At 33.2% G+C, this 16,129-nt stretch carries 14 protein-coding genes and 1 tRNA gene; 11 read left to right on the top strand and 4 right to left on the bottom strand.

The window, feature by feature from the left end; genetic code table 11:
- Positions 1-134 precede the first annotated feature (134 nt).
- The 11 genes from AWM76_RS08150 (at position 135) to AWM76_RS08100 (ending at position 13,090) form a co-directional block, all read left to right on the top strand.
- Entirely contained in the window at positions 135-1,301 is a 1,167-nt protein-coding gene (locus tag AWM76_RS08150) for a nucleotide sugar dehydrogenase (RefSeq protein WP_003143054.1), read from the top strand.
- Between the two features lie 232 nt (positions 1,302-1,533).
- The gene (locus tag AWM76_RS08145) at positions 1,534-2,703 is read left to right on the top strand and encodes a glycosyltransferase (RefSeq protein WP_003143053.1); all 1,170 of its coding nucleotides are present in this window, start codon (positions 1,534-1,536) and stop codon (positions 2,701-2,703) included.
- Positions 2,704-2,754: 51 nt separating this feature from the next.
- Entirely contained in the window at positions 2,755-4,041 is a 1,287-nt protein-coding gene (locus tag AWM76_RS08140) for an O-antigen ligase family protein (protein ID WP_039935885.1), read from the top strand.
- On the top strand, positions 4,038-5,147 hold the full coding sequence (locus AWM76_RS08135; protein WP_003143050.1) for a YveK family protein: 1,110 nt from the start codon (positions 4,038-4,040) through the stop codon (positions 5,145-5,147). Before AWM76_RS08140 ends, AWM76_RS08135 begins: the two co-directional genes overlap by 4 nt.
- Positions 5,148-5,158: 11 nt before the next feature.
- On the top strand, positions 5,159-5,920 hold the full coding sequence (locus AWM76_RS08130; protein WP_003143048.1) for a glycosyltransferase family 2 protein: 762 nt from the start codon (positions 5,159-5,161) through the stop codon (positions 5,918-5,920).
- A 29-nt stretch (positions 5,921-5,949) separates the two neighbouring features.
- Positions 5,950-7,386: a hypothetical protein gene (locus AWM76_RS08125; protein ID WP_003143047.1), complete on the top strand. Its 1,437-nt coding sequence runs from the start codon at positions 5,950-5,952 to the stop codon at positions 7,384-7,386.
- A gap of 47 nt (positions 7,387-7,433) precedes the next feature.
- Positions 7,434-7,506 (top strand) — tRNA-Arg (locus AWM76_RS08120).
- Positions 7,507-7,549: 43 nt separating this feature from the next.
- On the top strand, positions 7,550-8,917 hold the full coding sequence (locus AWM76_RS08115) for an MATE family efflux transporter (RefSeq protein ID WP_106427313.1): 1,368 nt from the start codon (positions 7,550-7,552) through the stop codon (positions 8,915-8,917).
- 93 nt (positions 8,918-9,010) lie between these two features.
- Positions 9,011-11,623 carry a YfhO family protein gene (locus AWM76_RS08110; RefSeq protein WP_003143044.1) on the top strand — a complete coding sequence of 871 codons (2,613 nt, stop codon included), beginning with the start codon at positions 9,011-9,013 and terminating at the stop codon, positions 11,621-11,623.
- A 109-nt stretch (positions 11,624-11,732) separates the two neighbouring features.
- A complete protein-coding gene (locus AWM76_RS08105) occupies positions 11,733-12,683 on the top strand; it encodes a glycosyltransferase family 2 protein (protein WP_003143042.1) in 951 nt (316 codons plus the stop codon).
- Positions 12,684-12,685: 2 nt separating this feature from the next.
- Complete coding sequence (locus AWM76_RS08100) at positions 12,686-13,090, top strand: GtrA family protein (RefSeq protein WP_106427312.1); 405 nt, start codon at positions 12,686-12,688, stop codon at positions 13,088-13,090.
- Positions 13,091-13,169: 79 nt separating this feature from the next.
- Here AWM76_RS08100 and AWM76_RS08095 read toward each other — a convergent pair whose 3' ends face one another.
- The 4 genes from AWM76_RS08095 to AWM76_RS08080 all read right to left on the bottom strand — a co-directional run bounded on the left by AWM76_RS08095 (position 13,170) and on the right by AWM76_RS08080 (position 16,070).
- A complete protein-coding gene (locus AWM76_RS08095; RefSeq protein ID WP_003143038.1) occupies positions 13,170-13,487 on the bottom strand; it encodes a hypothetical protein in 318 nt (105 codons plus the stop codon).
- A 49-nt stretch (positions 13,488-13,536) separates the two neighbouring features.
- Entirely contained in the window at positions 13,537-14,778 is a 1,242-nt protein-coding gene (locus AWM76_RS08090) for an aminopeptidase (RefSeq protein WP_003143036.1), read from the bottom strand.
- 22 nt (positions 14,779-14,800) lie between these two features.
- On the bottom strand, positions 14,801-15,256 hold the full coding sequence (locus AWM76_RS08085; protein WP_003143035.1) for a flavodoxin: 456 nt from the start codon (positions 15,254-15,256) through the stop codon (positions 14,801-14,803).
- Between the two features lie 106 nt (positions 15,257-15,362).
- The gene (locus AWM76_RS08080) at positions 15,363-16,070 is read right to left on the bottom strand and encodes a GntR family transcriptional regulator (protein WP_003143033.1); all 708 of its coding nucleotides are present in this window, start codon (positions 16,068-16,070) and stop codon (positions 15,363-15,365) included.
- Positions 16,071-16,129 lie beyond the last annotated feature (59 nt).

Genomic DNA, 16,129 nt, shown 5'->3' with positions numbered 1-16,129 from the left:
AAAAGGTTATTTAATTTTTTTTTAAATATTGGTCAAGTATAGGTATGGTATAATTTATTTCAAAGCATTAACGACAAGTGTTACAATGGAATATGAAAAAAATTAAATATATCCATACACAGGAGGCAATTTGAATGAAGATAACGGTAGTGGGAGCGGGATATGTAGGATTGGCAAATGCCATCTTACTAGCACAAAACAATGAGGTAGTAGCATTAGAAGTGAACCCTATAATTGTAGACATGTTAAATAATAAACAAGCTCATATTGCTGATAAAGAAATTGAGCAATACTTAGCAACAAAACCTTTAAACTTACGAGCAACTTCTGATAAAGACGATGCTTATAAAGATGCTGATTTTGTTATTGTTGCAACACCAACTAATTACGATGAAACAACAAACTCATTTGATACATCAACAGTTGAAGGTGTAATTGACGATGTCTTATTGCAAGACACTAAAGCGCCAATTATTATTAAATCTACAATTCCAGTTGGGTTTACCCAAGAAATGCGTCAAGCTAAAGGTACAGACCGTATCCTATTCTCACCAGAGTTCTTACGTGAAGGACAAGCCTTATACGATAATTTAAATCCTTCTCGTATTATTGTTGGGGACCACACGGATGAAGCGAAACAATTTGCTAACTTATTAGCTGAAGGTGCTGAAAAAGAAGATATCGATATCTTGTTTATGGAACCAACTGAAGCTGAAGCCGTTAAATTATTTGCAAATACATATTTAGCCATGCGTGTATCATTCTTTAATGAATTAGATACTTATGCACAAATGAAAGGTTTGAATAGCCAATCTATCATTGATGGTATTTCATTAGACCCACGTATTGGTACACACTACAACAACCCATCATTTGGGTATGGTGGATACTGCTTACCAAAAGATACGAAACAATTGCGTGCAAACTTTGAAGGTGTACCAAATAATATTATTTCAGCTATTGTAGAAGCAAACAAAACACGCAAACATTTTGTCGCAGATACAGTTGCAGCTAAAAATCCTAAAACTGTTGGTATTTACAGATTAACAATGAAATCATCTTCGGATAACTTCCGTGAATCGGCAGTTCTAGATATCATGAATCAATTAGTAGCTAAGGGTATTGAAATCATTATTTTTGAACCAACTTGGACAGGTGATACTTACGGAGAATTTAAAGTAGTCAATGATCTTGAAACATTTAAAAATGATTCAGATGTTGTGATTACAAATCGCATGAATGAAGAGTTGAAAGATATTTCTGAAAAGGTTTATACTCGTGATGTATACAATGAAAATTAAGTGAAGTCAGAAAGATTGAACTTATTTATCTGTTTATTTATTTAAAATGAGTATGTTTTTAGGGGACTAATAACCCAATATTTATTAGACAAATACGAGGCTGTGATACGCTTGTCACAGCCTCATTATTTATTACTCTATAAATGAGAATGCTACAAGTTTATAGTATAATTGTACGGATTTAATAAATGTTATACATTTATGCAGATATGTTAGTGAGGAGTAGTAGAAGATGCAAGTGACTGAAGATAATAAACATTTACGTATACTGCATGTGATGGGGAGTTTTGGGGGAGGAATTTCTTCCTTTATATTGAATAAGGCAAAATTAATGCCTAAATATGGTATCACATTTGATATAGCGACTTATGATGAATGTAGTAAGGAATTTGAAACAGCTATTCAAGCTACTGGTGGTAAAATTTATCAACTAATAAATCCAAAAAAAGAAGGCTACAAATCATTTTCTAAGACATTCTGTAAACCTTTTGAAGAAAATAAATATGATTTAGTGCATTGTCATGTTGAAGGTTATCGTGCAATACCTTACTATAAAATAGCACGCAATTATGGTGTTAAACGTTTTTATATCCATGCACATCATGCCAATGATTATAAAGTTAAAAGTGTAAAAGATCAGTTGATGTTTAAAATGGAACAAACTATTAATACTAAACTTTCGACAGCTGCTGTTGGGTGTGGTCGTATTGCCATTAAATCAGTTTATGGACCAAAAACTAGCTTGAATAATGCAATGGTCATTCCAAATTCAATCGATGTTGAAGAGTATAATCATTCTGAAGAAAATTTTCAGCAGGTACGTGAAAAAGGAAGAAGTGACTTTGGCATTTCTGATGATACGATCCTCATCGGACATGTCGGTCGATTAGTACCTGTTAAAAACCACGAAAAAACATTAGAGATTGCCAAATATATCAAGGACAAGCAAATAAATGCGAAAATTCTAGTAACAGGAGCAGGACATCTTGAGTCGTCATTAAAGGAAATTGTAAAGGCACAAGGTCTAGAAAGCTTTATTACATTTACTGGTCGAATAAACCCTATTTCAGAATACTATCCTGCACTAGATGTTCTACTGTTGCCTTCGTTTTCTGAAGGTTTGCCAACAACGGTTGTTGAGGTGCAAGGTGCTGGTGTATCAACAGTAATGTCAAAAGCTATTACTTCAGAGGTAGATTTAGGCCTTGACTTAGTTGAACAAGTGAGTTTAGATACGCCTATTTCTGAATGGGTTGATACCTTGGTCAAAATGAGTCAACAACCAGTTCCCAATGTTCAAGCGAGAATTAATGCAATTAAAGAAAAGGGCTTTAGTAATGAGGCGTCAGCTAAACTATACGTCGATTATTTCACAGGAAAAATCAATGCTTTTCAAATTTAACTCAATTACCAAAAGAAATTATCAAAAAAGAATGTTGTGAGGAGGGGCCAATTGTTATTTTATTTAGTTATTTTAGTATCTAGTGTATTTTTAGGCTCAAATTTATTGGCCGTCTCTCTACCGGTTGGGCAAATATCTCTTTATCGAATTTTTTCACTACTTATTATCCCAATTATTATTTTTACTATTTTTAAAAACCGAAGAGCCTTTAAAATTAACACAAACTCAACTGCAACGTTCATGGTTGGCGTGTTTATATTTTGGTGGCTATGGGCTCTTTGCTCCATTTTATGGGCGATGAGTATTGGCGCATGGTTACAGACGATGGTATTGCTTACGTTAGGCGTGTCAAGTGTTATAGGCATTTTCCTCTGGACCAAAGATTATTTTCAGTGGCGTATCTTAATTAAAACGGTTTGGGTCATGTTAACATTCTTGAGCTTATGGGGATTGTTTGAGGTTTTAACTAATACCTATTTATTAGCTGATGTAGGAAAGTTAGACAAATATTCAACTTTTGCAACTCAACCGTGGACACGGATGCCGATTACATTTTTTGCCAATCAAAATGACTATGCAACAATGCTATTAGCTGCTTTTCCGGTCAATTTAATTCTATTGAATACAACTAGAAATAATCTGAAAAGATTATTAACTTTATTTTGTATGATATTAGCGACGTTATTAATCTATCAATCAGGTTCCAGAATGAGTTTATTGATGGCGATGGCCTTTTTTGTTATTTACTTTGCCCTCAAAATCCGCTGGAATGTAAAGAGAAATTGGATAAAAAAAATCATTGTCATTGTATTAGCGTTATTGGCTTTAGCAATTGCTTTCGTACCTCTGGTACAAGACACAATTATGAAATATATTTATATTTTACCTAGACCTTATCTTTCTGGTGATACTGCTAGAATAAATATGTTGCGGAACGGGTTAACCTATTTTGGTAGAACGTTTGGATTAGGTGTTGGTGCTGGTAACATAGAAGTATGGATGCAAACATTTGGTACTTTGCCAACTAGAAATGTGTTTAATATTCATAATTGGTGGTTTGAAATTTTAGTCGGATATGGTGTTTTTGTATTCATAGCCTATGTAGTAGGGTACGGGTTAATGATTTACCGTTTGTTCAATTTAAGAAAAGGAGTTACGAAGAATCAGCGAAATGTGATGAATGCTATCATTACATTTTTAATCATTTTTATAGGTGCTAGTATTACAAGTGCCAATAATATGTTAATTGAATGGCATTGGATATTCTTTGGCTTAATTATCGCGTACATTGGTATCATGGAGAAGCAAGTCAACAAAAAAAGAGGGTTAGATAAATGAGTTTGTTAACGATTATCGCTGAGCTATGGCGATTTATAAAGGATAATATTTTAAAAATTTTGATTGGTGCAGTCGTTGTAATGGTATTGACGATAGGCGCAAGAGTACTGTTAACCAATTATATTGAGAATTCGGCAATGGAAACAGCTACTACAGAAACTGGTGCCAATGCAGATGTTAAGCCAGAAGAAATTGAAGCTTCTTACAAGCATTTAATGGAGGTCTATGATCAAGAACCTGCTGAATTTTCTTTTGTTGGTATAAATGATGAAGGTTTGACTTTAGCGAACTCTTTTATTATTGATGAATTTTTAATTCGTCCAGATGTACTAGCTGAAATTGAACAGGCATCAGGAGTAGATATAGCACCGACGCTTGAAGCTGAAAGTAATGTTGGTTTGCAAAAATCTAAAGATTTCCGTGGTGGTATTGCTTCAGTTCGTAATAGTTCAACTGAAGAAATTACAATTCGTGTTCTAGTAGGACAAACACCAGAAGAAAATTTAGCCGTTGCTGAAGCCATATATGAATATATTCAAGAGGATAAAGTTCCTTTTCTAAGTAACTATGACTTAGTAATCCTTAGTGAACCAGATATTGGTGAAGATTTAATTTTGGAAGAGAATCCAATGGTACCAACGAGTAACGTGCTGGCTGAATTAGCGCCTCAAGGATCTAATTCACAACTTATTTTTTATGCTGTAATTGGTTTAATATTAGGATTCATTTTATCAACTGTTATTTTATTCATTACTCATTTCTTTAGTAATAAGATTGTTTATGCTTACGACTACAATTGGGACCTTGAAGATTACCAAACTATTGTGTCTGCAGATAACGTTAATATAGAGGCGTTAAATAATTGGTTGATTATACCTAAAGAAAAACGACGTATTGCATTAGCACAATATACAGATAGTACAATCATTCAAGATTTATCGACTAAATATCTACCTGTAGCGACTCAATTAAACGGAGCAGATGACACACCAGAGGAAATCATTATTTTTATCGAATCTGGTAAAACTGATAAAGAATGGTATCAAGCACAATTTGATTTAAGTAAATTATATGAATCTCGTGTAAAAATTATCCATTTTAAATAGGAGAGATAGTGATGGAATTCGAAAATAATTTAATTTCGATAATAACACCTGTTTATAATGCTGAACGCTTCATTAGCGAAACTATTGAGAGTGTGCAAAACCAACAGTATAAGCACTGGGAATTATTATTGGTAAATGATCAGTCAACAGATAATAGTCTTGCAATAATCGAAGACTACGCTAAACATGATGACCGAATAAAAGTAATTAACCTTCTTGAAAATTCTGGGGCTGCTGTTGCGAGGAATACTGGTATCAGTGCAGCAACTGGCCAATATATTGCCTTTATTGACTCGGATGATGTGTGGGAACCAGAAAAGTTATTACGCCAAATCAATTTTATGCAAAAAGGAGAAATTGCTTTTTCATATACAGATATTCGATTAATTGATGAGGATGGTAAGGTATTAAAGGAAAGAACCAATGTTCCTATTTCATTGAACTATAAAGGATTATTAAAAAATACTGCAATAGCTTGTTCAACGGTGATGATTGATCGTAATGTTGTTGGAAATTTCACTATGCCGTTAGTGAGAAAAGGGCAAGACACAGCAACCTGGTTAAAAATCATGCGAGAAAATGATATAACAGCTTATGGTATATTATTACCCTTGAACTCGTATCGTCAAGTTGAAGGGTCAATTTCAAGTGATCGTTTTGGCGCTTTAAAACGTACATGGAATACTTATTATAATCTTGAACAGTTACCCTTACCTAAAGCAAGTTATTACTTTGTAAACTATGTATTAAATGCAATTAAGCGTCGATTATAATTGTTATTTCTAGAACGGGAGGCCAATCATTGGAAACGACGTACTTATTTAGCCAAGAAGCACAAGCTAATTTTAAACACACTATAAAATTTGAAAATTACTATTTTCAAACAAATGAAAGTGAAGTGGCTATATCAAAAAAGAATCATCAAAAAGTGTTATTATTTGGGCAAGTTCTTCATATTCAAGATACAAAACTAACATTGGAGGACTTAGTCGAAAAGTTAAATGGATCAACTGATATTGATTCTCTTATAGAAGCATCTAAATACTTACTTGGAAGGTTTATTATTGTAGCGCAATTTGGCCATAAGTTGTTCGTTTTACCAGATGCGACTGGCAGTATTCCGGTAAATTATTATTTAGAGGGCAAAGAAGTTGCTGCATCAGCTAATTTGTCTCTACTGAGAGATGTATTCAATTTAGAGGTATCTGATCAGGCTATCGCGATTAAAAAGGGTGCCTTGGAACAACAACATCCTATGCCAAATGATTTAACAATGCTCCAAAACGTAAAAAATGTTTTGCCAAATCATTACTTAGACGTGACTGCTAAACAAACGAAACGATACTTTCCTATTCAAAAATTGCCCGAAACAAGTGTTGATGAGGTGATAAACCAAACTAGCCAAATTATAGGCCGTATTTTGGATGAAGTAATGGGAAAAGAAAAAATTGCGATTCCATTAACTTCAGGTTTTGATAGCCGTTTAATCTTATCTTTCTTTAAGGATTATACAGAACATATAGTGGCTTATACATTTGCACATGAAAATTTTGATGAAAATACTGCAGATATTGTAGTGCCCAAAGCGTTGAGTGAACGATTCAACTTCGAATATAAAGTTTTATCTAGAAAAAAATTGGATGAAGTGCAATTGAACCAAGCTGCAAGCGACTTAGCTGGTATGCAAAATGTTCGAATCCTTGAAAATGCTTATACATTAGCCTCTAGTGAGTTAAATGACCGTTCATTTGTACCAGGCGATATTATACCTTTAGCAAAGTCCAATTTTGGTCAAAATTTACCGGATAGTTTGGCATCAGTTTCATATTTAGTCACTAAAAGTCATAATTATTCAGATGAAAGTAGAGCATCCATTAAGTCTTGGAAAGATGATTTAAAAGCTTATCTACCTTCGAAGAATGTATCTATATATGATTTATTTTTTTGGGAAAACAGATGGGGGCGTTGGTTTACCAACAATGCTCAAAACTATGATTATTTTAGTAATCCCTTATATATTTTCAACAATCGTTATCTGATAGAATTGTGGTTAGGCGTTTCTCGCAGTGAGCGCTTTAAAAAGGCTATTCATAAAGGGTTAATTGAAAAGCAATGGCCAGAGTTATTAGAAATACCCGTTAATCCGGATGAATCTAGACTTTCAAGTATTACTGATAATCAATGGATATACTATTTCGGCTCTTATTTGAAGCATTATATTAAAGGTTGGCGTAGATAGTTTATCAAATTTGTGCTGTGATTTTATTGTCACAGCTCTTATATTATGGTTCCGTAGCTCAGGGGATAGAGCACTCGTTTCCTAAACGAGGTGTCGGAAGTTCAAATCTTCTCGGAATCGTTTATTGCTTAAACAAAATTTAGAATAAATTGTGAGGATGAAAATGAAAACATTAAAAAATATCCTAAACGTGGCAATGTCTAATATTGTAGGGTTTGGTACTAGCTTTATTGTAGGGTTCATTTTGCCCGGTATATTAACTGTCGCTCAATATGGTTCCTATCGTCAATACACCTTATACTTGAGTTTTACTTACTTATTCCATCTGGGATTTGCAGATGGTATCTATATTAAGTACGGTGGGGATAACATCAATGACTTAGATAAAGATATAGTCCGAAATGAGCATAACTTTGCGAATGCTTTCCAATTTATGATGTTCATAGGAATGTTTATTATATCTTTAATAACGAGAGATCCAGTGTTGATTCTATTCTCGGTCGTGACGTTCTTCTCAAATGTAACAACTTATCATTCAAATTTTCTACAAGCAATTGGTCAATTTAAGAACTTTACTATTGCATCAATGTTTAGATCAATTTCGTATATTGTATTACTATTAATTGGTATATTTATTTTCCAATCTGAAAATTATATTTTCTATATCGTTTTGAATGTAATCTCGTATGTATTAATGTATCTCTATTATGAAATGAATTTTGTTAAACAATTAGGATTTAATCCAAGCTTTACAGTTAAAGACAAATTTGAAATTTTTCGAGTTGGTTTCTTGATTTTACTAGCAAATATGTCGTTGACATTTGTCGGCAATATCGGGTCTTGGATTGCCAACTGGGGATTCTCAATTGAAGAATTTGCCCAGTATTCATTCCAAAATTCTGTATTAAACGTCATTATCCTAATAGTGAATGCGGTAGCTTTGGTTTTCTATAACTTAATTTCTAAAACTGATAATCCTAAAGTAGCTAATATCATTAAACGTTTAACGTTATTATTAGGTATCTTTGGTGGGTTAGGATTCTTTGTATTTAAATGGATTATCGAATTCTTCTTACCGAATTACGTACCATCAATTGAGCTATTATCGATTACTTTTGTTTCGATACCCTACATAATGATTTCAAAAATTGTCGTAGCAAACTTGTATAAGGCGAAAAGAGGCGAGAAAAAATATATCCGTGACTCAATATTATATGCGGGATTAGCCTTTGCTTTTGTATTCATCGTGTTCTTAATTACTCAAACACTTGCAGGAATTGCTTGGGCAACTACATTGTGTTATTTCTTATGGTATATGTATGCCTCTAGAAAGGAATTTGTTATGTTGAAAAGTGATGTCAGCGAGTGGTTATTAATCATTAGTCATATCGTTATATTTTATATCACAGCCAATTATCTGAACATATACGTAGGTTTTGTATTATATATGGTATATATATTAGCAATACTATTCTTAAAACGAGTAGAATTACAAGATATATTCCAACAGATTATGAAAATAGAAGACTAATGAATTAATTTTTATTAGATATAAGCTAAGTGACTAAAAAGTAGTCACTTTTTAAAAATTTAAAATTAATTTTGTTTTGGGGGAAAAGTATTTATGGGACGTTATAAAAAGAGATTTCTTTTTATTTTATTATGTATAATCATTTCATTGATTGGTCATGGTTTTTTTATAAAAAATAGTGTATTAAATGATCAAATGATGGCTACTGGTGGGGACCAGTTTAGTCAAATGATTATTTTCAAAGATTACCTATATAATCAATTTTCGAATGGAAACTTCTTTTATGATTTTCAATATATGGGTGGAGAAAATTTCTTTACGTCTTTAAGTTATTATTATTCGACTTCAATATCGTTTTACTTATCAAGTATAATTACTTTTCTACTTGAATCCGTAGGAATGATTTCTAATGTGGATCTTGTATATTGGGCAAATATGATACTGATCGTAAGTATTTTTAGAACAGCAATTATTATATTCATTACAACAAGATTGCTAACATATCTAGATGTGAGACCAAACATTGCTTTATTCTCATCATTATTTTATGCACTTTCACCAGTGTATTTTCATCAAACTAGTTTGTGGGAAATCTTTGGTGATGGGTTTATATGGGCACCTTTGTTAATTCTCGGAGTTGAAAAAATAATTCGTGAACAAAAAGGATTTATCTTTGCAATTGCTGTAGGATTAGCTGTATTTAATAATGGCTATTTAGCGTATATCGTCTTACTTATGACCTTGATTTATATTGGGATACGTTTTTTTGTACATTTAACAACGAACGAAAGTAGTTTGTGGCTCCAAATCAAAAATTATGCTATATATGGTATATTGGGTCTAATATTAGGTTCTCCTGGCTTCGTACCATTTGTTATTGGATTCTTGAAAACAAAGCGTACTTCCGGCAATTTTACAGCACCTCTACTTGCTTTTGATCCTGAGATTCACAATTTTGTTTTTACTGATGAATATCAAGTAATACCAGTTTTATTTGTATTGTTAGCTTCTTTTTACCCAATTTATAAAAATAATAATGTTAGATTTTTTGTGTTGATTACATTGGTAGGCATGGTAGCAAGATTTAGTCCACTGTTTGGAAGTATAATGAATGGCTTTTCATATCCAGAGGAGCGATGGATATTCCTAGTGCCATTGTTTATGTCTATTGCAATTGGTATGTCTCTAGAAACAATAAGACAGGGAATAACAAGGCAGCATGCGATTTATGGAGCTATAATTTCTTTACTAATAACGACTTTAATTTACATGAATTCAAGTAAAATGCCGTTGACGGACAAGCCTTCACTATTAGTAGAATATTGGCCATTTTTTGTTATTATAACGAGTTTGTTGTTAATACTAATATATTTATTTAAGAATAATAAAATATTTCTCCCTGTACTTTTGATACTTGGGGGAGTTAACGTTCTTTTACTTTATGATCAAAATCGACAACTTTATTATGATTATCACTTATATAAAATTGATGAAGCAAAAATAGTAAATACTTACCAAAATGACTCCATGTTGATTACTGAAATTATAAATAATTTAGAGAGTGAAGAACTAAATATAAGTAAAATTGATTTTACAGAATCACCAATTAATCTCGCTCTTACTAAAGATATTTCTAGCTATAATATTTATTCAAGCTTTTTGAATGGTTCTATCCAAAATTTTATTACGGAATTAAAAGTTTTAGATCATTCTGAGCATTTGAATCAGATCAATGGATTTGGTGGGAGACAATCTTTATATAGCCTATTAGGCATTGATACAGTTGTCTCACCAGCAGATCACCAAAGAATTCCATATGGTTTCGAACGAACGAATCAACAGAATAATTATGGTGAAACATATATTTATGAAAATACTTTAGGGCTACCTTTTATTCATCCTGTGAAATACTTGTACAGTAAAGATGAAGCAAACAACAAAAATTTAGATGAGCTAATGGTAGATGGTGCCGTTGTAGAAAGTGAATACGCTCAAAATGACGGAGATAACCGTTATCAAATCAATGATATTCAATATGACATTAGTATAGAAAACGGTGAATTTGAAAATAATAAGTTATTACCTCAAGAAGAGAGTGAAGATACAACAGTATCCTTATCTTTTGAAGATAGTGACTATGATCAAATAGCAATAGATTACTCATTAATACCTGTAGATGAGAATAGTACAATAAAATATAAAATCAATGGCGATAGCATTGAGTTATATGGCTTTGATAAAATATATTCAGAACGCCGACCAAATAAAATAGCATTAGTTGAAAATGGTAAAGATGCTGTATTTACATTCCCAACACATTCGGACTACAAATTTGAAATAAAAAGAGTGTATGGCATTGATTATGATGGGTTGGAACAATATAAAAATGAAATTGAAAATCAAGATTATAGTCTAGACATTAATAATGGGCAAGTGAAAGTAAGATTTAATAATTTAAATAGATATCCTTTTATGGTACTTCCAATATTCAATGAACCTGGATGGAGCTTATATATTAATGGCGAGAAATCGACAATTGTTGATACCAATTTTGGTATGATAGGTTTTGAAATACCAGAGGGAGAAGTTTTTATTGAATTAAGATTTGAACAACCATTTTTCAAATTAACAATCTTTATTAGCGCTCTTGCCTTGATTATCTTAGTTTATTTGCGCAGAAGATTTGATCGTACTACTATTTCATAAAAAGCTAAATATTTTGTGAAATAGTTTAATTTGCTTAAAAATAAATTTAATCCTTAGTATGTATGGTTAAAAAGTCTTTAGGCGTAATAATTATAGAAGGGATGAAAATATGTTATCAGTCATCGTACCGTGTTTTAATGAAGAAGAATCTATTCACCTTTTCTACAAAGAAATGGAAAAGGTAAAGCCATTGATGGATCAAGATATTGAATATATTTTTGTGAATGATGGTTCATCGGATAATTCTTTAAATGAAATGAGAAAGCTAGCCAAGGAGAATGATCAAGTACGTTATATCTCATTTTCGAGAAATTTCGGTAAAGAGGCAGGGATTTATGCAGGTTTAAAACAAGCAAAAGGGGACTTTGTTACCTTAATGGATGTTGACTTACAAGATCCACCTGAATTATTGCCAATAATGCTTGATAAATTATACCAAGATCCCACGCTTGATTGTGTTGGGACAAGAAGAGTAGACCGTGATGGGGAGCCGCCTATCCGTAGCTTCTTCGCTAAACAATTCTATGCACTCATGAATAAAATTAGTGATACTGAATTTGTAGATGGCGCACGTGATTATCGGTTGATGACCAGACAAATGGTGGATGCTATCCTTAAATTGACAGAATACAATCGTTTTTCAAAAGGCTTATTTTCGTGGGTAGGATTCAATACTATCTATCTAGAATTTGAAAATAGAGAAAGAGTCGCTGGTAATACTACTTGGTCTTTCTGGAGCTTGTTTAAATATTCAGTTGAAGGAATTATCAATTTTTCTGAAATACCTTTATCAATTGCTTCATATTCTGGCGCCTTGATGTTTGTCATTTCTATTATTGCAGGATTGATTATAATACTACGTGCTTTAATATTCGGAGATCCAACTGCGGGGTGGCCTTCTCTAGTAGTGATTATCTTGTTTATCGGTGGTATCCAATTACTCTGTCTCGGGATCATTGGTAAATATATCAGCAAAATTTTCTTAGAAACTAAAAATAGACCCATATTTATTATTAAAGAAACCGAAGCAGATTTAAAGAATGAATTGAATGAGGACTAATGATGGCATTTATAGATAAGGTGAAGAGACAGTTATTTAATCAAGAATTTGTTATCTATGTAGTTTTTGGCGTATTAACAACATTAGTCAATATTGTGTCATTCTTTCTGATGAGACAAGTATCAAGTCTTTTTGTTTCTAATACAGTGGCTTGGATTTTATCTATTATATTTGCTTATATTACCAATAAGATTTGGGTGTTTAAAGCAAAAAAATGGTCAGTACGTATTATTCTTAAAGAATTTTCCAGTTTTGTCACATTCCGCTTATTATCTTTTTTTATCGATATGTTGTTAATGTTTTTATTAACCTATCTAAGTATAGGAGAAGTTTGGGCAAAACTTGTCACACAAATTGTGGTCGTCTTGTTGAATTATATTTTTAGTAAAGTATTTATATTCAAATAAATTATGATGTTCATCACTAAAAAATCGCTACCAATGTACCTAGTTTCCTAGGTACTTGGTAGCGATTTTGTTGTTTATATTAATTATTAGCTTCTTCTATGCTTTCTACTTGGCTTTCCAAAGATTCGATACGGGTTTCCATTTCCTGAATTTGAAGATTGATTTCTTCTGACCTACCGATTGTTGGCGCCACATCTTCATTCGGGTTCATTACCATAATTAACCAAATTAAAAGAAAAATAATGGCAACAGCAAGGGTGATGTATAACCAGTTTAATTTTGGTGAACCTTTATCTAGGTATTCAAGGGTTTCGTCAACTTTTTTTCGGTCCATATTCTTTAAACGATTATACAGTTCATTCAAGTCGTTTTCGTTATTTTTTTGATTGTGCGACATGGTCAACCTCCTTTAATTTGTGTGTAAAAAGTAATTAATGACTAGATAATTAGAAAGCCCATTCTCCTTGACGGAAGATAGGGAATACATTACCATCTGCGTCGATACCATCGATATCCATTTCAGCTGATCCAATCATGAAGTCAACGTGGACATGGCTACGGTTGATACCAGCTGCTTGTAATTCTTCTTCTGACATTTCAGTTCCGCCTTTAACGGTAGTTGGGTAAGCAGCACCGATTGCCAAGTGGTTTGAAGCATTCTCATCAAATAGAGTATTGTAGAATGTTAGGTTACTTTGAGAAATTGGTGATTGATGTGGCACTAATGCAACTTCACCTAATCCTTGGGCACCATCATTGTTGAAGACTAAATCTTTCATGATTTGCTCACCTTTATCAGCTGTAACGTCTACAATTTTACCGTCTGCAAAGGTTACTTTGATGCCTTCAATCGTAGAACCCGCGTAAGATAGCGGTTTTGTTGAAGTCACATAGCCATCCATCACGTTTGTATCTGGTGCTGTGAAGACTTCTTCAGTTGGCATATTAGCGATAAATGGTGAACCTTCAGGGTTAAAGCTTTGAGCAGATACCCAAATGTGACCTTCAGGTAAACCTAATGTTAGATCTGTACCAGGTGCAGTGTAATGTAATTTTTTGAATTGATTGTCGTTTAATTTTTGTGCTTTTTCATCTAACAAGTCACGGTGCTTGTTCCAAGCTTCTACTGGATCAGCTTCGTATACACGACTAGCTTTGAAGATGGCATCCCATAATGCATCTGTCGCTGCTTGTTTATCATCAGCTAATTCAGGGAAAACGTGTTTCGCCCAGCCGTAGTCAGCCGCTGTTGCAACTGTCCATTTAACTTGATCGTTCATTGTCGCATTACGGACAACTTTTAATTTCTGACCGCGACTTGTTTGAACGGTATCAATTTTGCTTGGGTCAATACCATTCAATAAATCTGGGTCACCAGAAACGATAGAAAGGCGTGATACTTTTTGATTTAAAATTAAATCTTCTTGGCGGGCTACAGTATAGTCTGCAACTTCCGCTAAATCTTCTGTCGTTTGGTACTCGTAGTCTAAGCGAGTAGTGTAATCATCTTTCCAAGTAAAGTGTACACGGCGAGCACCATTTTCATAAGCGTGTTTTGCTAAGAAGTGGGCTAGAGGGGCTTGGTCGACAGCAATGTAAATCATTACATTGTCACCTTTTTGTACGTTAATGCCTTTTTCGATTAACAGGTTTGCATATTTGTCTAATAATTGGTCAAAATTTTTCATATCAATTAAATCCTCCTAATACTTATTGTTGTTTTTGATAGGTATTTACACATTGCTGAGCCAGTTGTTCAATTTCAGGAATATCTTCATCTTCTGGATATAATTCAATTTTCACAGCTTCACCAGCTTGGATAGCACCGGCTTGTTTGAATTGTAAGGTAAAATCGTCAACTGATTTACAGAACTCCTCATAATCATACTCACCAGACCCTAATGTTGCGAATATTTTTCCTGTTAGATCTACATCCGCCAATTCTTCATAAAGATCTACAATTTCATCTGGTAAATCCGCTGCAGCACCATAGGTATAGGTGACGACAACACAGATATCTTCTTCTAGAAAATCCGTCGCATATACAGATTGGCATTCTACCATCCGTGCATCTACGCCCAAATTAACTAGGGATTTGGTCATAATATTTGCTATTTCTTCATCGTTTCCAGTTAAAGAAGCAAAGGTAACTAGTGCCTTTGGCAATATGGTTCGCTCCTTTCAATTATAATTTTCATTCCAAACTAAATTATAGCAAAAAAAGCACTCTTTGACGATATAGAGTGCTTTCATTCAATATATAGACGATTGTCTAAGCCAAACGATAGCTATCAATGTTTTCAAATGCTACTTGAGTCTCTTTGGGTAGTTGAGTTTTTAAATAGTTAAAGATAATCTCAAATAATACACGAGCATCGTTAAAACGGTTTTCTCGAATCAACCGTACTAAGTCACCTAGGTACATCATGAATGGATACATATCCAAAATGAAATCAGTAGGTTCATCTGACCGGTATCTTTCTAAAATAGCCGTCATGACAGTTCGAGAGCATTCTAATGCTTCTTTGACTAAAAAGTCATGGTTACCGAGGTCCAATATTGTTTTCAATAATGCTTCACTAGTAGTCAAAAAATCGTCGAAGTTTTTTTCATCGTAAGCTTTTCTAACCGCGTTCACTTTTTCTTCTAAGAGGGCCTTGTAGTCTTCACCCTTTACTTTTTGTTTAATCATTTGGTCTAACATTCTGTAGCTAATGATTAGTTCATAGCGTAAACGATGGGCAACAAAATCAATTTTGGGTGGGTTCTCGGCTACAAAGAATCCACGATATGGAATCATGTCTACATAACCTTCATCCGCTAGCGTACTTAAAGCAGCACGAATCGGACTACGACTAATATCTAAGTCTTCAGAAATAAATGCTTCAACAATATGGAATCCTGTTTTCCAATTTTCGCTAAGTATTTGATCTTTTATGTGTAAGTAGGCAACTTGTTCTAGTTTCTGTGTTTTTCCCATGCCATTCACCTCGCTCAGGCCGTTGGTTGATACGTTTCATATTTGCCTGTTAAAAATAT

Origin of the sequence: Aerococcus viridans, assembly GCF_001543285.1 — a bacterium.
In the GTDB taxonomy this organism is placed as follows: Bacteria; Bacillota; Bacilli; order Lactobacillales; family Aerococcaceae; genus Aerococcus; species Aerococcus viridans.
This window is presented reverse-complemented; position numbering and strand designations above follow the sequence as displayed.